General features: G+C 48.4%; 16 protein-coding genes. 6 read left to right on the top strand and 10 right to left on the bottom strand.

Annotated features, from left to right (window positions below; all coding sequences use genetic code 11):
• Positions 1 to 47 precede the first annotated feature (47 nt).
• The 5 genes from T497_RS0104255 to T497_RS18220 form a co-directional block, all read right to left on the bottom strand.
• Complete coding sequence (locus tag T497_RS0104255) at positions 48 to 1,673, bottom strand: extracellular solute-binding protein (protein ID WP_028514545.1); 1,626 nt, start codon at positions 1,671 to 1,673, stop codon at positions 48 to 50.
• Between the two features lie 10 nt (positions 1,674 to 1,683).
• A complete protein-coding gene (locus T497_RS0104250) occupies positions 1,684 to 3,276 on the bottom strand; it encodes a hypothetical protein (RefSeq protein ID WP_028514544.1) in 1,593 nt (530 codons plus the stop codon).
• 14 nt (positions 3,277 to 3,290) lie between these two features.
• Positions 3,291 to 4,577, bottom strand: coding sequence for a diguanylate cyclase domain-containing protein (locus T497_RS0104245; protein ID WP_028514543.1), 1,287 nt, complete (start codon positions 4,575 to 4,577; stop codon positions 3,291 to 3,293).
• A 250-nt stretch (positions 4,578 to 4,827) separates the two neighbouring features.
• Positions 4,828 to 5,427 carry a Fic/DOC family protein gene (locus tag T497_RS15785; RefSeq protein WP_051530518.1) on the bottom strand — a complete coding sequence of 200 codons (600 nt, stop codon included), beginning with the start codon at positions 5,425 to 5,427 and terminating at the stop codon, positions 4,828 to 4,830.
• Positions 5,427 to 5,597 carry an antitoxin VbhA family protein gene (locus tag T497_RS18220; protein WP_155266842.1) on the bottom strand — a complete coding sequence of 57 codons (171 nt, stop codon included), beginning with the start codon at positions 5,595 to 5,597 and terminating at the stop codon, positions 5,427 to 5,429. The genes T497_RS15785 and T497_RS18220 overlap by 1 nt, the downstream gene beginning before the upstream one ends.
• A 400-nt stretch (positions 5,598 to 5,997) precedes the next feature.
• Between T497_RS18220 and T497_RS0104230 the strand changes: the two genes are divergently transcribed.
• Positions 5,998 to 6,714, top strand: a complete 717-nt coding sequence (locus T497_RS0104230) for a hypothetical protein (RefSeq protein WP_028514542.1) — start codon at positions 5,998 to 6,000, stop codon at positions 6,712 to 6,714.
• A 6-nt stretch (positions 6,715 to 6,720) separates the two neighbouring features.
• Positions 6,721 to 8,880, top strand: coding sequence for an Mbeg1-like protein (locus T497_RS17345; protein WP_051530517.1), 2,160 nt, complete (start codon positions 6,721 to 6,723; stop codon positions 8,878 to 8,880).
• Between the two features lie 266 nt (positions 8,881 to 9,146).
• On the opposite strand, the gene T497_RS0104220 is transcribed toward T497_RS17345, so the two are convergent.
• On the bottom strand, positions 9,147 to 9,782 hold the full coding sequence (locus T497_RS0104220) for an HAD family hydrolase (protein ID WP_028514541.1): 636 nt from the start codon (positions 9,780 to 9,782) through the stop codon (positions 9,147 to 9,149).
• The gene (locus tag T497_RS0104215; RefSeq protein WP_028514540.1) at positions 9,779 to 10,843 is read right to left on the bottom strand and encodes an iron-containing alcohol dehydrogenase family protein; all 1,065 of its coding nucleotides are present in this window, start codon (positions 10,841 to 10,843) and stop codon (positions 9,779 to 9,781) included. The genes T497_RS0104220 and T497_RS0104215 overlap by 4 nt, the downstream gene beginning before the upstream one ends.
• Before the next feature lie 238 nt (positions 10,844 to 11,081).
• On the opposite strand from T497_RS0104215, the gene T497_RS0104210 reads away from it, so the two are divergent.
• Together T497_RS0104210 and T497_RS0104205 are read left to right on the top strand one after the other, a co-directional pair.
• Positions 11,082 to 14,249: a GDSL-type esterase/lipase family protein gene (locus T497_RS0104210; protein WP_028514539.1), complete on the top strand. Its 3,168-nt coding sequence runs from the start codon at positions 11,082 to 11,084 to the stop codon at positions 14,247 to 14,249.
• A gap of 105 nt (positions 14,250 to 14,354) precedes the next feature.
• Positions 14,355 to 14,927, top strand: a complete 573-nt coding sequence (locus T497_RS0104205) for a hypothetical protein (RefSeq protein ID WP_028514538.1) — start codon at positions 14,355 to 14,357, stop codon at positions 14,925 to 14,927.
• A 151-nt stretch (positions 14,928 to 15,078) separates the two neighbouring features.
• On the opposite strand, the gene T497_RS0104200 is transcribed toward T497_RS0104205, so the two are convergent.
• From T497_RS0104200 to T497_RS0104190, 3 genes are all read right to left on the bottom strand, one after another.
• The gene (locus T497_RS0104200; protein ID WP_028514537.1) at positions 15,079 to 15,549 is read right to left on the bottom strand and encodes a peptidylprolyl isomerase; all 471 of its coding nucleotides are present in this window, start codon (positions 15,547 to 15,549) and stop codon (positions 15,079 to 15,081) included.
• 60 nt (positions 15,550 to 15,609) lie between these two features.
• The gene (locus T497_RS0104195) at positions 15,610 to 16,044 is read right to left on the bottom strand and encodes a hypothetical protein (protein WP_028514536.1); all 435 of its coding nucleotides are present in this window, start codon (positions 16,042 to 16,044) and stop codon (positions 15,610 to 15,612) included.
• 131 nt (positions 16,045 to 16,175) lie between these two features.
• Complete coding sequence (locus T497_RS0104190; RefSeq protein ID WP_051530516.1) at positions 16,176 to 17,798, bottom strand: spermidine synthase; 1,623 nt, start codon at positions 17,796 to 17,798, stop codon at positions 16,176 to 16,178.
• 387 nt (positions 17,799 to 18,185) lie between these two features.
• Between T497_RS0104190 and T497_RS15775 the strand changes: the two genes are divergently transcribed.
• Positions 18,186 to 18,887 carry a hypothetical protein gene (locus tag T497_RS15775; protein ID WP_051530515.1) on the top strand — a complete coding sequence of 234 codons (702 nt, stop codon included), beginning with the start codon at positions 18,186 to 18,188 and terminating at the stop codon, positions 18,885 to 18,887.
• Positions 18,888 to 18,890: 3 nt separating this feature from the next.
• Positions 18,891 to 20,282 (top strand): peptidoglycan-binding domain-containing protein, encoded by a 1,392-nt coding sequence (locus tag T497_RS0104180; RefSeq protein WP_028514534.1) that lies wholly within the window; start codon positions 18,891 to 18,893, stop codon positions 20,280 to 20,282.
• The last annotated feature ends 270 nt before the right edge of the window (positions 20,283 to 20,552 follow it).

The following is a 20,552-nucleotide window of genomic DNA, read 5'->3' as shown; positions in this document are numbered from 1 at the left end:
CGGTTTACGATAATAAAGGCGCGGTGAATGCCGCGCCTTTGCTGTTTTTATTGTTGTTCTGCTCTTCTGCGGACCTCCGCTGTAAGCTCGTCAAAATATATCTGCGAATCTATATGATTATATTCGTCAACATATTCTTCCCATGTGCTTTCAAAGTCGCTGGTCATTACCAGAAGCGGCAGATATCTGTGCTTTGCGGCGTCTATCTGCTTCATGACCTTGCCGTAGTTGGTCTCGTCGGTAACTGAATTGCTGAATGACCACATTGGATACCACGGTGGGTTCTCGGGCGGATCGTTGAGCATTTCCGTGTAGGTCTGTATGCCGTATGCGCTGAAGCAGCGCTGAACATCGTCGGACAGGTGCTCATAGAAGATATTCGGCTGGTTTGTGGACTCAAAGGCGTTTATGCCGTCGGGCGCCATGCCGAGATAATAGGGCATATAATTGTAAACGCATATATGCTTTCTGCGGTATTCCTCGTTGCGCCACTGTGCGTACTGCTCGTCGGTCTGATAGAATATGCCGTCCTTGTCAACGCTGTAATCAACGCCCTGTATACCCCAGAATCGGAGATTGAGTATCTCGGGTGTGAGAAGGTCGCTGATGAACTTTATTGCCGCTTCGGGATCGTCGCAGCTTATTGAGACACCAACACCTGCTGAGCCGTTGAATGCGACTCTGTCGCGGTATCTGTCGGGGATACTTCTGTCCATGGTTATTCCCAGAGGGATATATGTGCAGTCAGGGGGCAGCTTGTTTACTGCGCTGGAGAAGTTCCAGTTCTGGTCTATCATGCCGAGAACTCTGCCCGATGCGAGCCTTGAATAGTACTGCTCGGAATTGAGCATTGAAAACTCCTTGTCGATTATGCCTTTTTGGTATTCCTCGTTAAGAAGCTTGTACCATGCCTTTGCTGTAGGCGTCAGGTTGTAGTCCTTGGCTTCGAGAGTTTCGGTGTCTACGATACAGCAGCCGTCGTTGGGATAGCCGTCAAGGAACATTGGCGGATTGTCGAGAGCAAAGAACCATGCGTCATTTGCTTCTATTTCGTAGCCATAGTAGGCTTCGCCGTTTTCGTTAGTGGGATTGGCTGCAAGGTATCTTTCGATAAGGTCGAAGTACTCATAGGGAGTTTTGATATCGGGATAGCCTGCCCATTCAAGGACTTTTACCTGTATCCAGAAGGCTTCGCCGCTGTGGATAGGATTGGTGTCCTTGATGTTGATAGAGGAGAACAGCGGTATATAATACACATGACCGTCGTCGGCGCGGACGCTGTCCCACTCTCTTTCGCTGTACATATTTTTTATTCTCGGGTACTGGTCCCAATAGCTGTCGATAGGGATAAATGCGCCCTCCTTGATGAGCTTCTGGCAGTTTTCAGCGTCGGGCGTCATGAAATCGGGGTACTTGTTGGATATCATCATATCGCTGAAGGTCTTGTCTATATCGTCCTGATCTGATATCCATGACTGACGAAGGATAACGCCGGTTTTTTCACCGATGAGCTGCTGTATCTCATTGTCTCTGTCGATCTCAGGTATTTTTGCAGCAAATATTCCGGTGAATTCTTTGATATTGCTTTCCTTGGGCTTTTTCTTGCCGCAGCCGCTTACGGAAAGTGTCATTGCCGCAGCAATGAGAGCTGCCGTCATTTTCCTTATCGTCATACTTATCCCCCTATTCTGTATCTTTCTTTATTGTAAATACAAGTCTGAATCTGTCACGGAAGGGTATCTCGAATTCAACTCTGTCACCGAGACAGTGTTTGAGCCGCAGATACGGGTTGAACCTGTAGTTTCTGTCAAAGCTGTATTCGTCGCTTATATCGTTGTCCTCAAATATTGCGCTGAGCTTGAGAATGTCGTCCTTGGAGGGGACATCGCTGCTCTCAAAGGAGATTACGGCGGTATCCTCGGTCACTGTGATGTTAGAGGAAACGTCCTCATAGCGCTTAAATATATCTGCTGCGATGAGGGCAAAGGAGTAGGCCGGAACGTGCCATTTCTCAGGCGGTATTGGAGAAGCCGAGAATTTCGTTCCGTATTTGGCTGATACCTCCTCGATGAGCTCTGCCTCCTGTGTAAGTGAGATGTCCTCGTCGTTGCTGTTTGAGTTGATATCGGGATATTTTTCGTTCATGGTGAGCTCTGCGTCAAGGCGCATTGCTGTTCTGAACAGTGAAGCGTAATCCGATTCCTTGCGCAGGAGAGAGGCGTCCCTCTGCTTGAACTCCCTGCCGCTCTGCTGGAGCTTTTCCGACATATCACAGCATAGGTCAAGCAGTGTGCCTATTTCGTCCCTGCCGTTCTTGCCCTTGCGGGTATGCTGTATGATGCCGATAGCCTTGTACTCTGCCGCAGCAGCCTTGACTCTGCGCTTTATGCCTACAGCAAGCATACGTCCCGTAAATATCGAGAACACGACTATGCCTGCAAGAAGCACCATGAGCTGCTTGTTGAGCTTTATAAAGTCATGGAAGCCCTTTTTGTAGCAGCGCGAGTAGAACTCTATATCAACTGTGTAGTAGTTTCGGGTAATGCACTCAAAGTCCTGACTGATAGAGATATTATCTACTGTCAAGGCGTCCTTGTCGCTGGAGTACAGCAGATGATTGCCGCTCATTATGTAGAGCTCGCCGTCGAAATCGAGGCTGTCGGCAAATTCTGATATTACCTTGCTGTTCAGTTCAAGACAGAGGTAGCTGTCGCCTGTTTCGAGGTTGTAGTAGTCCAGCTTTCTGATGAGAATGAACTCGTTCTTTTCCTGGTCTATGCAGAGCACAGTGGATTTATTGAGCTCCTTGAAGTACTTGTACCAGTAGTCGTTGACTGCGGTATCAAGCTTTTTAATGCCGCCGCCTGTGAGGACGGTGGGATTCTTGGTGTAGATAGTGCAGCGCTTTACGATGTTGGTCTCTGCGATATTCAGGGCAGTATTGCGCTGGAGCGGATAGTAGGCTGCGTAGTATTCTGCCTCAGATGAGTATTGTTCGTTGAGAAAGTCGTAGATAGCTTCGTTGGTATATATGTTTTTTGCGATAGACACAGCACTCTCAACGGAGAGATTCACTATCTGCTCCGAGCCTGTGACTACGGTATGCTCCATTTGTCTGTATTTTTCTTTCTGGGTAAGCTTGATAGTTCTTACCATTGAGCCCCATATCGTCAGTACCGCGGCCAGCATCATGACGACAAGGATAGCGCTTTTGATATTTACAGGGGTATTGGAAAACGGAGCAAATCTTCGCCTTATTATTTTTTCCTTTTCCAAAACTGCCACCTCGCTTATCTGTCGGGCATCTTGAGCAGCTTTTTCAGCTCTGCTTTTTTCAAGTACATATTTTCCTCAGCCTCTGCAAGGAGAGAATCGTAGGAAAAGACGCCCTTTGCGTATGAACAGCCGTATGACAGCGAGCATTTTACGGAATCGCTTTTTCTGCTGAGTATATACGGCGAATCTTCGTTGAGTTTATCCATTACTTTATCTAATTTTCTGATAGAACCTTTAGTCATGACGATGAGGAATTCGTCGCCGCCCATTCTGAAACAATAGTCTCCGTCCTCAAGAAATTCCCTTATGTAGTTTGCGGCTCTCTTGATGACGAAGTCGCCGCTCTCATGACCGAGGGTGTCGTTCATGAGCTTGAGGTTATTGACGTCGAAGTATATGACGCAGAGAGCTTCGCACTTGCGGAAGGATTCTTCCATGCTGTGATAGAATCGCTTGTTCCAGTGCTGAGTCATACCGTCGTGGTTGGCGTCATATATAGCCTGATTCAGGTCTCTTTCGCCTGTGTCCATGCTGCTGAGGAGGGCTTTCAGGGAAGCGCTGAGCTGTCCTATCTCGTCCTCGCGGGAGTCGTCAAATATTACCGAAGCGTCGGTAGCTTTATGGGATTTTTCGTTTTTCTGGATAGAATCAATGTAAGCAGATATCTTCTTGAGAGGGGAAGATATTTTCTTTTTCAGATGCAGCACCAGAATGAGTACAAATATCAGGCTGAGGATAAGGAGCGCACCGAATACGCCTGCGATAAGCGTGAAGTAATGCTTCTCGAAGGGTTCCTGAAGCTCGACTATCACTGTACCGCAGAGATTGTCGTCGACGGTCCTCAGCGGACGGTATACCGTGAGCCTGCCCTTATTCATATGGTTCATGGAATTTCTGCCGTTTATCAGCTCAGCCTTTACAGATGAGGTGTAGCTTGTATAATCGAGGCGTGCGCCAAGGGCTTCGCCGCCTGAATCGTAGATATATACGCCTGCGGTGTTGCTGAAGCTGACGAGGGATATCCTGTTTATTATGTCACTGTTGCTGCGTTGATATGCGGAGAGTTTGTTCTGTACCGATTCATAATCATCAGATTTGATTCTTGTTTTAAAGCTTTGTCTTGCATTATCTGCGTTGATAGTCAGCGAAGAAAAGTCAAGAGCGGCGGAAGCGGCGCGTTCACTGTAGTGCGAGCTTATAAGTTTTACACAGCCGTATGAAACGCCGAAGCTGATGAGAACAAAAAGGACGAGTATGACTGCCGCAAATGATCCTATAGATTTATTTAGTGATCTTGACATTTTGATACCTCTGTCCGTTTTATCCGAGGGAGAAGCTCGAAAAGAGGGGAGCTTCTTCACATAGTTATATTTATAGTACTATTTTACATTATTTCATTGCATTTGTCAACTTGTATGGCAAAACAAAGTTTGCGGTTCATAAAAATGTTACATTTGTATAAAGAAATGAAGAAAAAGCACTGAATATTACAAATAGTATACCGATTTAGTTTCCATAAAAACCATAAAAAACCGCCTTGAAAGCGGTTTTTTACATGGAAGGGGATATCATTTCCCCGAATACGTCTCTGAGCATGGACAGATCGCCCTGTGCAGCCTTTATAGCTGCGATAATGAGCATATCCGTGCCGCATTTTGCAAAGTCGATATCCCGTCCTGTATTTCGTACAAGCAGGGTTATGAACAGGCGCAGGGTGCGTCCGTTGCCCTCGCGGAATGGGTGAAGCATATTGAGCTCGTGATACAGTTCGGCTGTCTCATCGAGAAATGCGCTGTCGGGCAGTCCGCAGAGGAAGTCCTGAGCGGCAAGCCGCTTGAATTTCAGTGTGCCGAGCCTTTCAAGCTCGCTATGGTCGCAGAAAACAGTGCCTTTTTTGGAAATATTGATAGTGCGGAGACAGCCTGCCCAGTCGTAGAGGTCTCCGAAGAGAGTCCTGTGGAGGGACTTGTAGAGCTCAAAGTCCACATTGACGAATTCTGTTTCCTGTTCAGCCTGTATGCCGCGGAGCAGGGTTATCTGCTTTTCGAGAGCGTCGAGCTCCTTCTGGTCTCTGATATCAAGCTTGTTTATGAGCACTGTTGTATCAGGGTAGCAGTTCCACTGACAGCCCTCTATTTTATAGACAGCCATTATTTTCTTTTGGCGTCTTTGATTATCTTATCTGTGAACTGTTTGAATGACAGCTCGCCGCTAAGACATCTTCTGACATTTTCGATCTCCTTTTCCGAAAAGCGGTAGCCCTCCATGCGGACGGAGGCAAGCTGGTTTTTCAGCGCTTTTTCGGTGGTGACGTTCTGCATTGTTATCAGCTCCTTTACGACGATATTATACCCTTTTTTATGCCGTTTGTCAACAGTCTGCGCAAAAATGTTATACGTATGGCATGATACGTTATTTGTCAAACCGGCATTTTATACATACTTAGAGAGCGAAGCTTATACAATCCGCCAAAAATTTCGCGTAAAATTACTAAATAGATATAGGATATATTGACATTAGCACTAAAAATGTGTAAAATATTAACATAATCGTTAGTCATGCTTTCAGCTAATACGTCAATGTCGCTCCATGCATTTTATCACAGCTATATCGCGTTATTTCACTATTTATCACTGATAGGCTGAGAATTTATGCGGCTCGGGGCAGGATACTGCTCCGAGCCGCCGTCTGTGATCGGCTGGAGCGCATATTGTATCGGAGGTGATATATATCAGAAAACACATTAAGCATATAGCCTTTGGAGCGGCTCTTGCGGCGGCTGTCATCTTCGGCGGCACGGGCTGTAATAAGAATAGTGCGGAGGTGGCTGTCAAGGACGGTCAGACGCTCCTTATCGAAAGCCTTAATGAGAAGTACGGCGAGAGCTTCACTTTTGTGGATAACGCAGGAGGCGGCACGGCTTTGCAGGATCACTGCGCTATACACGTTCGCTCGGAGAAGCTCCCCAATGATACGGTATACGCGGTCCGCGGAGTTTTCGACGGCAAGACCGAGAACAGGGACAACTATATGGCGTATTACCTCAGAAAGGACGCAGAGACTTACCTGCAAGCCATGGCGGAGCAGGTCTACGGGAAGTGCAGGACGTTCTATGCTCCCGATGATAAAATGGTCCTGCCTGCGGATATGGGAAAGGATTCCACGGTGCAGGAGATGCTGAAGGCTTCAAAGTGCTACTATTCCGTGCTTCTTCCCGGCGGACAGGATATGTCAAAGAAGGAAAAGAAGCTTGACGAGCTTTTGGAAAAGCTCAAAGACGAAAAAATACGCTGTTATTTTTACATTGCATATCTTGATGACGATAAATACTATGATTTCGCAGTATCAGCCGCAGATGCGGACAAGTCCCATATAATAGCGGACTGTACTGTGGGAATGGACGATGATTTCAATATTACGGACAAAAAATGGGGGTAAATGTCGATGTCTGATTTTTTTGCAGAAAAAGGGATAACAAATGAAGCAAGAGCTTCGATAATACTCAATACATTCATGTACGTTGACAAATGTATCAGGAGCAGTCAGCCGATCACTCTGAAAAGCATTGCCGAGCAGATAAGCATGGACGGTCTTGAGGATTCTCAGAAGGCGGCTCTGGAAATGGTAAGGAGAAGTTTTGCTGATAACAGGAATTCAGATGTGGGGGAACTGGAGCTGGTAAGCTTTTCCGAGCATGACAGAGCAAGGTACAAGGGAGCCTGCGGTGCGGTATTCAGAAGTTCCGACGGCTCAAAGGTATATGTGGTGTACCGCGGTACAGGCACGGGACGCTGGTACGACAACGGCGACGGTCTCTCTAATACCTCGTCGGAGTATCAGAATGTGGCGCTCCGCTACTTCAATGATGTGCTTGATACCCTTGACCTCAGCGGTGATGTAAAGCTTGTGGTAACAGGTCACTCAAAGGGCGGAAATCTGTCTCAGTTCGTTACGCTGAGATCGGGCTACGGCGACAAGGTAAGATACTGCATTTCCTTTGACGGACAGGGCTTTTCACCTGAGTTTCTGAGGAGTATCGACTACTATAACGCAAACAACAGCCGCGTTAAGGGGCTTTGCAATAAGATGTATTCCGTCTGCGGCGACAACGACTATGTGAACGTACTCGGAAATAAGGTCATACCAAAGCCGAATACGGTCTATATCAGGACTAATACGGCTTCTACGGATATTTTCGGCGCTCATACTATCGTACCCGAATACTATAAGGACGTTAACGAGCGTTACTGCGATTATCTTTTCGATTTCCGCAGAAACGTCTTCAACGATCAGGTGAGTCAGCAGAGAGAGCTGGCGAGGTGCTCTCAGGAGCTAAGCAGAAACGCCATGAATCTTCCCCATGACAAGAGAGAGGATATGTGCAGGACACTTATGACTCTCTCGGAGCAGTTCATCGGCGGAAGCAATTCTCCAAACGGTCTCAACGGCGAAAAAGCCACTCTTGAGGAGAGCGTGGGATTCCTTACGAATCTGTACGAGATAATCGTGCCGCTGACCTCATATGTGGGAACAAGACAGGGCGAGGATATGCTCTTTGACCTGCTTATTGTCCCTCATGACGCAAATGCGGACAGTTCTCTTGCCTCTGCGCCTATAGGCGACAGGCTCAATTATGTCATGTCAGATCCCGATCTTATGAAGCTCTACTATCTCGGCGCTTCACTTGCCATAGAGAGTATCTCCGAACGTGCGGCGCAGGTTGGCTATGCAGTGGGAGAGGTATCTTCAAAGCAGCTCACGGCGGAGCTCGGCTTTATTTTGCAGAATCAGCTCTCGGCTATGGATATGGTAAACTCCTGCCTGAGAGGCGGTGCAAAAGCTGTCAGCAATGCGGTATCTATTGTAAAGTCATACATAAACGGAGCTATGAATGTGCGCAGCAGCTTCCTGAGAAGCGTAGGTCTGGGTAGTCTTGCAGGCTTCAGTAACTGGAGCAAGTATTTCGAGTACTGCAACAACGAGGGCAAGGTCCTGAGATACGGCACAGGCGGAGACGACAAGCTCGCGTTTACCGACGCTGCCGAGGCTATATACGGCGGCAGGGGAAATGATAATCTCCACGGCTGCGGCGGCGATGATGACATTTACGGCGAGGAAGGCAATGACAAGCTCTATGGCTGGGGCGGCAGCGACAAGCTCTTCGGCGGAGAGGGAGACGATACTTTGTCGGGAAATCAGGACAACGATTATCTCCACGGCGGCTTCGGCAATGATACTCTCAAAGGCGGAGCAGGCAATGACGCTCTTTACGGAAGTGTGGGAAATGATAAGCTTTACGGCGAAGAGGGCGATGATATACTCAACGGCGGCATAGGCAATGATGAGTACTATTTCAAGAGAGGCTTCGGCAGCGATACCATAAACGACTCTGACGGCGACGAAACGCTGAATTTTGAGGATATGCAGCCCTCGGAAATGCTGTTCACGACCTCTGACGATAAAAGCTTGACCATAAGGAATATGAATACAGGGGACAGGGTTACTATCAGGAACTTCAAGCCTGCAAGGTATACCTTCGTTTTCAGCGGAGCAAACTATACAGTCGCAAAGAAAAACGGAGCTTATATGTTCCTGAAAATATGAAAAAGCAGGCATAAAGCTTAGCTTTATGCCTGCTTTTTTGAGTTGTTCGCCGTTAGTTTGATTGTATCTGTGGGACGTCGAGGACGCCGTCCCCTACAAAGCAAATTTGTCCGCGTAAGCGGACATCGCGATTACGCGTAAAAAAGGACGACCAAGGGGAGCCCCCTTTGGCGGAATCGCAGGTTACCAAATATGAGCTGTTACTTTACGGCTCGGTAGCCCGCTTTTTCCGTTAAGGGGGGCAGCCTAATGGTCGTCCCTAAAGGTTATTTATCCAGTTTTTTCATAAGCTGGGGCAGGTCGCTGAACTGTTTTAGTTCGGGGACAGTCTGCTTTATAGTTCCGAAGCCGTATGCGGAATGTATAAAGTCCAGTCCTGCTTTCATCGTCGCGTCGTAGTCGCCCTGTATATCGCCTACGTACCAAGCCTTGTCCAGTCCGTTTCGCTTTGCAAGGAGAGCGATATTGTCGCCCTTTTCCTTGAGGTTATTGCCGTAGCACTCGATATCCGCGAAGTATCTGTCGAAGCCGTAGTGCTCCAGAAACGCCTCGATATAGCCTTTCTGGCAGTTGCTTACGATGTAGAGCCCGTAGCTCTCGCTGAGCTTCACCAGTGTTTTTTCAAGGTCGGGGTAGAGCTCGCCGCCGTGGTCGCGGAGATAGTCATTCTCATGGATACAGCAGGCGTCAAGGAGCTTCATGCGCTTTTCCTTTGAGAAGCCCTTGAAGATGATATCTGCTATCCTGTCCATGGTAAGTCCCATGACTCCCATAACGTCTTTCTGCGTGATATCGGGCATATCTATACCGAGCTCACGTATTTTTTCAGTCCATGAAGCGGCAACGTTCTCCGAGGAATCCCAGAGAGTGCCGTCCATATCGAATATCAGTCCCTTTTTCATTTTCCCTCCGCCATTCTGCTGTATATTTCGTTGAGCTGTGCTCTGTCGTGCTTTATCTCGTCAAGTATGGTTATCCTGCCCTTGCGGACAGTTCTTGCCTTCTCCCACATATCCGCGAACATATCCTCGGTTATACCGTAGGACTTAGGATCAATGCTCAGACCGTGCTTTTTGAAGAAGCTGATAAGCTTGTCGGGCTCCTGTCCCTGGAATATGCAGGCAGGGATACAGCCCATAGCAACTGCAAGTCCGTGGGTTATTTTTATCTCGGGGTAGTACTCCTCGATAGCGTGTGCGAAGAGGTGCTCGCTGCCGCTGCAGGGGCGTGAGGAGCCTGCTATCTCCATAGCCAGACCGCCCATGACAAGGGCTCTTGACAGGATACGTATAAACACGCGGCTCTTCATGTCCTGTTCGTCGCAGTGATAGACTGAATCATAGCTCATTCTGCTAAGTGCGTATGCAAAGTCGTCCACGGGAGAGCCAGTCTTTTTGGCAGAGAGCTTCCAGTCATACAGCGCCGTGTGCTTTGCAATTGTGTCGCCGATACCCGAGAGAGTCTGGTTTACGGGAGCGTTGATTATCATATTGGTATCCACGATGATAGCTGTGGGTATCTTGCATTCAATGGTCTTACGTGCAACACCCTCGGTCTCAAGAACTGCAAAGGGCGAAGCGAGGGAGTCGTTGCTGAGTGAAGTAGGCATACAGATGTAGACCGCCTTGCTGATGTGTGCGGCATATTTTGCAGTATCGAGAACTCTGCCGCCGCCAATGCCGATTATGACCTTTATGTCCTCAACGCAGACCTTTTTGGCTATGCGAACAGCTTCGTCGAAGCTTGCACGCTCCATGGCGATTATCTCTGCGTCGCCGAAGTCGTGGCTGATATCGGTTATTTTTTCCTTGTAGATGTCGATGAGGAACTGTTCCGAGACCACAACGGTCTTCTGACCGATTATCTCGGGGATATAGCGCTTTATTATCTCGTCGGAATGAAAAAAGGCGTCCTCCTCAACTGCAAGGCAGATAGGGAGATTGAATCGGGTATGCTGGTTCATGGTAAGACCTCCGCTCTTTATTAGATTATATAATTATTATATCACAGTATTATTAATAATTCAAGCATCTGTGTATTTCTAAGAGCTAAGTTTGATATAACCATATTGTTAAAACAGCACAAAAATGAGTAGAAATAATTCAAAACTGCATAGCAAAAAGCTTGACTTGATTTATTAACAATGATATAATTACTTTAGATAATTATGCGTACTTGATGTACGGAATTGGAGGAATACTATGAAAGCAAAAAGACTGATAAGCGGTCTGACCTCTCTGGCGCTTTCACTTTCGGCTTTTGCTGGACTGAGCGATCTAAGCGCAGTCAAGCCTGTTGAGGCACAGGCTGCTCAGGCAAACTGGAAGTTCGATTTCGGCGGCAGCGGTGCGGCAGGCGGCTACACGGGAGTTTCTGCCACAGACGGATACAATTCTGGCAGAGGCTACGGATTCGCACAGACATGGAACGTGTCCAATGTTTCCGCAGGAGGCAGCGGTGTTACAGCGGACGCAGTAAAGTTCAACGACTACGGTACAGGCAATACCTTCAATGTTGACCTGCCAAAGGGACTCTATGAAGTCAAGGTCACTATAGGAAATGCTCCGAGAACCACTATAAAGCTTGAGGGCATGGTTCAGATGATGAACCTGACGGGCAGAGGAGCTACCGAGACAGTAAAGCTCCCTGTTACCGACGGACAGCTGAATATTCAGGCTGTAGAGGGCATGAGCAAACGTGAGCAGTCCATTTCCGCAGTGGAGATTACACAGATAAACACTACGGGAACTATGCCGCCTATGGTATGGATATGCGGCGACTCTACCGTTGCTAATTATTATAATTGCGCAGACACATCACAGCACGGCTGGGGACAGTTCTTCAACGGCAGCGTTTTCGGCAGCGGCTATGAGGTCCGCAACATGGCTACCAGCGGACAGTACGCCAAGGGCTTCGTTGACGGAGGACAGTTCGCTCCTATCGAGACCTACGGCAAGTCGGGAGACTACTACATAATCTCCATTGGTATCAACGATTCAAATTACTCCAACGAGACGGAGTACTACAATACAGTCACCGATATGGTAAAGCGTGCCAAGGCTAAGGGAATGGAAGTCATTCTCGTTAAGCAGCAGGGCAGACGCGGTGACTTGCAGCGCAATCCAAAGCTCACAGGACGCTGGTACGGCGGCTCTCTTGACAAGATAGGCAGCGAGCAGAACGTCAGAGTAGTCGACCTGTTCACAAAGTGGCAGAACTTCGGTCTGTCTGTGGGCTATGACGGAATGGCTTCATACTACGCTATACAGGCTAACGGCAGCAACGACGACCTCCACCAGAGCAAGAAGGGCGCTCAGAAGATAGCCGAGATAATGGCAGAGGAGGTAGGTGCTCCTGCAAGAGAGCCTATCCAACCAAAGTCGGAAGTAAGCTATATGTTCAGGAACGTCAACAGCGGTCTTTACATGGAGACCTCTGATACAAACGTTCAGCAGGGAAGTGCAGACGGCTCAAAGCCCCAGAATACATGGAAGTGCGTTCAGGCTACGGGAGATTATTACTACATAAAGCCCGGCGGCACAGACCTATATATGTATGTTGACAACGGCAGCAGGGACAACGGTGCGAATATAGTCGTTGCTGAGAAAAACGGCTACAGCGACCAGTTCTTCAAGTTTGCCGACAACGGCGACGGCACAGTTACTATCCTTACAAGAGCTTCCCGTGACGCTTCTGCGGTAGAGGTCGGCAGTGCGGCAACAAATAACGGTGCCAATGTACAGCAGTGGGAGGTAAACGGTCACGCCTGCCAGAAGTGGGAGATGATAGAGGTAGACGATATCATCGTTACAACTCCCACAACTACTACAACAAGCGAAACTACGACCACCACAACAACGACAGTTGTTACCACGACTGAAACAACGACTACTTCTGTTCAGATACTTGTGAACTACGGCGACGCTAACTGCGACGGCAGTGTTGATATGTCGGATATAGTTCTTATAATGCAGGCTCTTGCAAATCCGAACAAGTATGCTTTTAACGGAACAGACAGCCACGCTATCACAGAGCAGGGCATGGCAAATGCGGACGTTACAGGAAACAGCGACGGTATGACAGTTCAGGACGCTCTTTACATACAGGAGTATCTTCTCGGTCTCCATGACCTGCCCACACCTGTTTCGGTTGTAGTTACCCAGCCTACAACTGCTCCACAGACTACTACGACTACAGAGACTACAACAACTGCCACCACAACTACTACAGCTCCTGTTGCGCTCAAATACTATGCCGCTGACCAGACATGGAACGACGGCGTCATCGAGACTACAAACTCGGGTTATACCTACGACAAGGGCTATGTAAATCTGGGCAACAACACCGACAGCAACATCACCTTTACAGTTGACGTTCCTGCCGAGGGCAATTACATGACTCATATACGCTTCGCTAACGGCTCGACCAACGACCGTAAGATGAAGATATTCGTGAACAACAATTTCGATTCCTGCTGGATGCAGTCATTCCCCGGCTCGGGCTCATGGACTGACTGGAAGGAGTTCGGAATAGTTCTTCCTCTCAAGGCAGGCAAGAACACTATCGTAATGCAGTCGGCAATGTCCGAGGGAGCTCCTAACCTTGACTATATCGAGCTCAGCGCTACCGACGAGCCTTATGCAGAGATATACGATCCCTCACAGGAACAGCAGAACACAGGTAGCGGTCAGCATACCCTCTACATCGCAGGCGACTCAACTGTACAGAGCTACCGCGAGTCATACGCTCCTCAGCAGGGCTGGGGCTACTATATGCAGAGCTACTTCAACAGCGATATCACTGTTGCTAACCACTCTATCGCAGGAAGAAGCTCCAAGAAGTTCTACGACGAGGGAAGATGGCAGACCATTGCTGACAGCCTCAAGAGCGGCGACTTCGTAATGATACAGTTCGCTATCAACGACGCAGGCGCTTCAAATGCGGACAGATACGCACCTACCTGCGGCAACGTTGACAATCCGTCATCGGGCTCATACGAGTGGTACATGACGCAGTTCATCAAGTCTGCAAAGGACAAGGGAGCAACTCCCATACTTGTAACAACAACTATCGGCATGAAGGCTTACTCAAACGGCAGATTCGCAAACAGCTATACCAATTACAATACTGCCTGTTACAATCTCGCCAAGAAGTACAGCATTCCATGTATCGACCTCAATACCCTTATGGTGAACCACTATAACTCAGTAGGCTACGACACAGCTAAGAGCTATCACCTTATGGGAGCTGTTGCAGGCTCTACAGACGGTACTCACTTCTGCGAAAAGGGCGCGAATATCGTTGCAGGACTTGTTGCAGGAGAGATAAAGAAGCAGAATATCAGCGGTTTAGCTTCTTATTTGAAGTAATTAGTATAGGCTGAAATTAAAAAGATCCGATCGTAGGGGCGAGTTCTGCTCGCCCCTGCATGGCAATAATGTTATTTGATCATAACACTGATAGGAATGATAAATATGCAGAACGATAAAAAAGACCTGAATGCAGTACTGGCTTCACTTGATCCGAAATTAAGGGATAAAATAGAGCTTCCAAAGCAGGAGAAAGGGACAGATATAAAGCCTGTGGAGCAGGCAGTTCCCGAAATTATCCCCGAGCCTGCTGAGAAAGCTCCCGGGAATAAGCCGGACGAGACGATCGCTTCTCCTGATCCGCGGCTGAAAAGCATAATAAACGGCGAGGATTCCGAGACTCCCAAGGACAGTCTGGCAGAAGCGCAGGACAAGGCTGCGGCGATACTCTCATTTGAGGGCGGCAGCAAAGAGGGCTTAAAGCATAAAAACGGTGCGGCGTATCTGGCTCTGGAGCTTCTTATACTGGAGATAATCGCGTTCATACTGTTCTTTGCGACATATAGGTCCGAGATCTTTGGCGGACTTGGACTTGTTGCGATGCTTATGCCTGCTATTGTGGGAATACTCATGAGAATGTTCAAGGATCAGCTCTCGCTGAAAGAAGCGGTCTCAAAATGCAAGCTGCATATTGGCTTATCATGTTTCTTTTTAGTGTGTATAATGCTTTCTGCATGACAAAAAGGCTTCACCTTTCAGGTGAAGCCTTTTTCAGTGGATAGTAATTAATGAGTAGTATACGGGCGATGTTTCGCCGCTGAAAATAAAAAAGCGGATAATATCCGCCCTGCAAGGAACGCCGAGGACGGCGTTCCCTACGATTTATTGCTTATTCAATAGTAACCTTCTTCATTACCTGCGGAGTTGTTGGCTTGTCGTTGTAGTCTGTAGCGCACTCTGCTATCTCGTCAACAACGTCCATGCCCTCTACTACCTTTCCGAATGCAGCGTAGTTGCCGTCAAGGTGAGGAGCGTCCTCGTGCATGATGAAGAACTGTGAGCCTGCTGAATCGGGCATCATTGAACGAGCCATTGAAAGCACTCCTCTTGTGTGCTTGAGGTCGTTCTTTACGCCGTTGGCTGCGAACTCGCCCTTGATGTGCCAGCCGGGACCGCCTGTGCCTGTGCCGTTAGGGCAGCCGCCCTGTATCATAAAGCCGGGGATAACTCTGTGGAATGTGAGTCCGTCATAAAAGCCCTGCTTTACAAGCTTTTCAAAGTTCTCGCATGAGATAGGAGCGATATCGGGATAAAGCTCTATCTTGATCTTTTTGCCGTTTTCCATTTCGATGATTACCATAATTATTTCTCCTTTTTATTCAATCCGCACAGGGCGGAGAAGATACTTTCCGATATTTTATCAGTTCATTGGTATTGTAAAGCCCTCGTTGTCCAGAGATACATATGGTATCTCTTCATATGGAGCTTCGTATATTGATGTGGTCAGCTCGCCGTGCTGCTGATTGTATTCATCAAGCATAGACAGGGTAGTAGTAGGGATATCTGCCTCCTCGGGAGTAGTTACAGGGATAGTCTCAACTACCTCGCCCAGCATATTTGTTACGGTGGCGTATTCACGCTGGGTAGTTTCCTCAATGAGATGCGGCGTATTAGCAGGATCATTCTGTACAGGCGGATCGGTTATCAGATGATAGGTCGGAGCCTGAGTTGTATTCTGCTGGTGGCGCTGATTGTTCTTGTCAGCTATATCCTTTGCGCAGGATTTGCCTGCCATAGCGATAAGTATCGCTGCGATCAGGGCTATGGCGAAGCCTACAATTTTACTTGCATTCATAATTTATCCTTTCACGGCACAGCCGAAGTCGATTTTCTCTATTATACCCCAATCTGCGTTTATTGTCAAGCTTGCAGGGGCAGATAGATGATATGTCGGCTGACTTATTGCAGGGAACGGCTTATGGCTGTTTATTCCAGCAGTCCCTGTATGCCCTTTTCTTTAAACTGCTTCTTGTAGTATACAAGCTCCTCCTGTATTATATCGTCGATAACGCGCATACCGAGGAGCTCTACGGGCGCCTTGTCGTCGGTGAGTATCTTTCCTCCCGATGTATAGGGAACAAGCTCCGCCTGAACCGTGTTCATCATGGCTTTGAGGGGCTCGTTTGTGAGCTTTTCTGTGTTTCTGCGGAGAAGTGCAAGCATATCTGCATTATTTGAGGCAAAAAGCTCGCGGTTGGTGCAGTTTTCAACGTCAACAGTGTGGACTTCCGAAAATACCGAGGCTATTGTGTCCGCAAGGCGATTGTTGATACCGTCGGCGCTGTCGGAGCGCATATTCATATTTACTACCATGACGCCGTTGTCGGTGAGGCGGTCTTTCACAAGGGTGAAGAACTCGACCGAGGACATCTGAAAGGGGATAGTGATGTCCTGATAGGCGTCAACCATGATGACGTCGTATTTTTTGTCGCAGGCGGCAAGAAAGGCTCTGCCGTCGTAGGTGGTGACCTTTATATTCTCGGGGAGCTCGAAATATTCATGGGCAAGGTCAGTTATCCTGTCGTCTATCTCTACGCCCTCGGCAGTTACATTACTGAAGTATGCAGTGCACTGCTTGGCGTAGGTGCCTGTGCCCATTCCGAGGATAAGAATATCCGCATAATCGGGCTTTTTCGTCATTAGGGGAGCCGCCATTGCGTAGTCGTAGTACATACCCGAAAGCTCTCCTGATTTTACGTAAACGGACTGGACTCCGAAGAGAACGTTGGTGGAGAGGTAAACGTTTGAGTCGTCCTCACTGACCTGCAAATAGTTGTAGACGGACTCGCCCTCATAGGTGAGACCCTTTTCCCAGAATGCAAAGCCCATGGACGGCGAAGCAAAACAGCATACTACGAAAAGCACAGAAGCAACAGCGGTCTTTACTGCGCCTGTTTTGCTGCTGATGAAGTAGACAAGTCCGATAAGGAGCATTATGCCTGCGAAGATAAGGAATGTCACAGCTGTTCCAACCGCAGGTATAGATATAAATGTGGGGACGAATGTGCCTATGATAGAGCCGATAGTGTTGAATGCTCCGAGAGTACCCACGGTGCTGCCGCTGTCGTCAAGGGAGTCCACGGTGTATTTCACCAGTGACGGTGTGACAGTTCCAAGGAGAAACAGGGGATAAACAAAGACGGTCATGCAGGTGATGAATGCCGCCCATATGAGGAAGTTCGTGTTGACGGTGATGACCAGAAGTCCTGCTATGCCTGCGATAGCGAGCTTGCCGATGAAAGGCACGGCGGCTATCCAAACCGAGGCTATGAGTATGCGCCCGTAGAGCTTATCGGGATCGGGGTTCTTGTCGGCGCTTTTTCCGCCGTAGATGTTTCCCAGAGCCATTGCTATCATGATAGTTCCGATAATGATAGTCCAGACTATCTGCGATGAGCTGAAATAGGGGGCGAGGAGCCTGCTTGCGCCCAGTTCTACCGCCATAACGGACATACCTGCAAAGAACTCGGTCATATACAGGTACCATTTGTTTTTCAGTATCTTCGGCAGGGGCTTTTTCACAGGTGTGGGAGTGGTTTTCTTCTTCATATATTTCTCCTTGATTTATAAGAACTAAGAATTCAGATCTAAGAACTAAGAAAGAAACTGTTTTTGATAATGCAGGTGATAGTGTTACCTGCAATCTTAGTTCTAAGTTCTTAGCTCTTAGTTCTATATTATAACATATAATCATGAAAAGAGCAACATTCGCAGCGAAAAACTACCGATTTTGATATTTATAATTTATAAGAACTAAGAACTCAGATCTAAGAACTAAGAAAGAAACTGATTTATATTATGCAGGTGATAGTGTTACCTGCAATCTTAGTTCTAAGTTCTTAGCTCTTAGTTCTATACTATAACATTTAATATGGGGAGTTGTAAATAGTAATAACTGCTGATATTGTCGCATAGACTGTATCAGGAGATGATATTATGAAAAACGGAAATTTCGATACGGAAAAATATAAACAGGAGATGATGAAGCTCTACAGCAGAAGCGCTCCCGACGAGCAGGAAAAAGCTCCACAGCCGCAGGAAATAGAGGACGTTGACGAGAATGCTCCAGATGACACGGTCTATGCAGAGCATACCGACGAGGACTCAAACGGCTCTCCCGAGGACTACAACAGCCGCTATCCCGAGCCCGACCTGTCGGAGCTGGATACGGACTTCGGAACGGCTTCAACTGAGGACAGCGCTCCTCCCGAGTACGATTCAGCGGAGCTTCTCGGCAGTGAGAAAGGCTATATACTGGTGAATGTGCGGACAGGTGACGACTCCTCGGCAATTGAGGGGGCTGTAGTTGCCGTTACAGCCGTTGTTGACGGGAAAAGGCTCATACTGGCTTCGGGAGTGACGGACGAGAGCGGAGTTTCCCCGAAATTCGAGCTTCCCGTGCCTGACCTTGTGCATTCTCAGGCTCCGAATCCCGAGGAAAGACCGTATAACCTCTTCGACGTCAGCGTTTCAAAGGAGGGGTTCTTCCGTGCAAGAAGCGTTGATGTACCTGTATTTTCGGGGATAACCTCGGTGCAGAACTTCAATCTCATACCCGTGCCGCTGATGATGAACGGCGATGACGAGACCGTCACCTACTACAACGCGGAGCCAAGCTTCGGCGGCGGAAAGGAGTGAGCCATGCTTACAGGGACTCCTTTTATACCCGAAACTATAACCGTACATCTTGGCTTTCCCGATTCAAACGCTCCAGACGTGGTGGTGGACTTCGCCTCTTATGTCAAGAATGTGGCTTCAAGCGAGATATACCCCACATGGAACGTCAGCGCTCTCCGCGCCAATATCTACGCCATAGTGTCCTTTGCTCTCAATCGCATTTATACGGAGTGGTACCGCTCACGGGGATATGATTTCGATATCACGTCCACTACTCAGTTTGACCAGAAGTTCATCAACGGACGTGAATACTTCGAGAACATCAGCTACCTTGTCGATGAGCTTTTCAACGACTATGTCAGGCGAAAGGGCAGGGTAGAGCCGCTGTTCACGGCGTTCTGCAACGGCACTACCACGACCTGCGACGGACTGTCCCAGTGGGGCTCCCAGTATCTTGCGGAGCGGGGCTACAATTCGCTGGAGATACTGAAATACTACTACGGCGACGATATCGAGATAGTGCAGAATGCTCCCGTGCGCTCGGCAATGCAGTCCTATCCCGGGATAGAGCTGAAAAACGGCTCTTTCGGCAACGACGTCAAGTACGTGCAGGTTTGGCTGAACCGTATATCGCGGAATTTCCCTGCAATACCCAAGATACCTGCCGCAGACGGCGTGTTCGATACGGCTACGGAGGCGGCAGTGCGGAAGTTCCAGCAGGTGTTCGGACTTGAGGTCACAGGCGTTGTTAATGCGGCGACGTGGTACAAGATAACCTACATATTCACCAGCGTCAAGCGGCTTGCGGAGCTGGATTCCGAGGGCGTCCGCTTTGAGGAGATATCGCCGCAGTTCAGAGAAGAACTCAGTATCGGTATGCAGTCTATCGAGGTCAGTATGCTCCAGTATTATCTTGCGGTCATCGGCGCTTATTACGAAGCCGTCATGCCTGTTGAGATAACAGGCTATTTCGGGGAGCAGACAGAGCGCTCCGTGAAATCCTTCCAGAGGGTATTCGGACTGCCCCAGACGGGAGTTGTGGACAGAGCCACAAGAAACGACATTTTTCGTGCATATCAGGGCATAGTGGAGAGCGTTCCGCCTCAGTATACCTACGTGGCTCTCTATCCCAACACTGTTCTCCGCGAGGGAGCAAGCGGCGAGTCCGTGAAGATAATCCAGCAGTATCTCACCTACATCAACAGGAGCTATCCCAATATCCCTGCGGTCAGCGATACGGGTTATTTCGGACCTCTAACGCGGCAGTCCGTGACGGCGTTCCAGCGGCAGTTCGGCATTGATCCTTCGGGAATTGTGGGCGCGGTCACATGGGACAGGATAGCAGGAGTTTATTCAGACCTGCGATACGGCTTCGACAAGCGCCCCTACCAGAACCCCGGATATACTATTAAGTGATTAGTTGTTAGTGATTAGTGCATAGTGTAGGGGCGGATATTATCCGCCCATTAGTGAGTAGTAAGTAGAAAGTAGTGAGTAGTAGGGGACGGCGTCCTCGACGTCCCGAGCCGTTAGCCCTTAGCCGTTAGCTTGTAGGGCGCCTGTTTGACGTTCGTGCTTTGCTAATGAAACGCAAATGACAATATGTAGGGGACGGCGTCCTCGGCGTCCCGAGGCTGACGATGATATAACAATATCCGAAGAAATTTGTAGGGAAAGATGCCTGTA

It is taken from the genome of Ruminococcus flavefaciens MA2007, from assembly GCF_000621845.1.
GTDB classification, from domain to species: Bacteria; Bacillota; Clostridia; order Oscillospirales; family Ruminococcaceae; genus Ruminococcus; species Ruminococcus flavefaciens_E.
The sequence above is the reverse complement of the archived record's forward strand: the minus strand, read 5'-3'. Positions and strand labels throughout refer to the sequence as shown.

Excerpts from the sequence above, each read along its gene's own strand:
- T497_RS15775 (WP_051530515.1), top strand. The coding sequence starts at position 18,186 with ATGAAAAACGGAAATTTCGATACGGAAAAATATAAACAGGAGATGATG.
- T497_RS17345 (WP_051530517.1), top strand. The coding sequence starts at position 6,721 with ATGTCTGATTTTTTTGCAGAAAAAGGGATAACAAATGAAGCAAGAGCT.
- T497_RS0104195 (WP_028514536.1), bottom strand. The coding sequence starts at position 16,044 with ATGAATGCAAGTAAAATTGTAGGCTTCGCCATAGCCCTGATCGCAGCG.
- T497_RS0104255 (WP_028514545.1), bottom strand. The coding sequence starts at position 1,673 with ATGACGATAAGGAAAATGACGGCAGCTCTCATTGCTGCGGCAATGACA.
- T497_RS0104220 (WP_028514541.1), bottom strand. The coding sequence starts at position 9,782 with ATGAAAAAGGGACTGATATTCGATATGGACGGCACTCTCTGGGATTCC.
- T497_RS0104190 (WP_051530516.1), bottom strand. The coding sequence starts at position 17,798 with ATGAAGAAGAAAACCACTCCCACACCTGTGAAAAAGCCCCTGCCGAAG.
- T497_RS0104180 (WP_028514534.1), top strand. The coding sequence starts at position 18,891 with ATGCTTACAGGGACTCCTTTTATACCCGAAACTATAACCGTACATCTT.
- T497_RS0104210 (WP_028514539.1), top strand. The coding sequence starts at position 11,082 with ATGAAAGCAAAAAGACTGATAAGCGGTCTGACCTCTCTGGCGCTTTCA.
- T497_RS0104205 (WP_028514538.1), top strand. The coding sequence starts at position 14,355 with ATGCAGAACGATAAAAAAGACCTGAATGCAGTACTGGCTTCACTTGAT.
- T497_RS15785 (WP_051530518.1), bottom strand. The coding sequence starts at position 5,427 with ATGGCTGTCTATAAAATAGAGGGCTGTCAGTGGAACTGCTACCCTGAT.
- T497_RS18220 (WP_155266842.1), bottom strand. The coding sequence starts at position 5,597 with ATGCAGAACGTCACCACCGAAAAAGCGCTGAAAAACCAGCTTGCCTCC.
- T497_RS0104245 (WP_028514543.1), bottom strand. The coding sequence starts at position 4,577 with ATGTCAAGATCACTAAATAAATCTATAGGATCATTTGCGGCAGTCATA.
- T497_RS0104215 (WP_028514540.1), bottom strand. The coding sequence starts at position 10,843 with ATGAACCAGCATACCCGATTCAATCTCCCTATCTGCCTTGCAGTTGAG.
- T497_RS0104200 (WP_028514537.1), bottom strand. The coding sequence starts at position 15,549 with ATGGTAATCATCGAAATGGAAAACGGCAAAAAGATCAAGATAGAGCTT.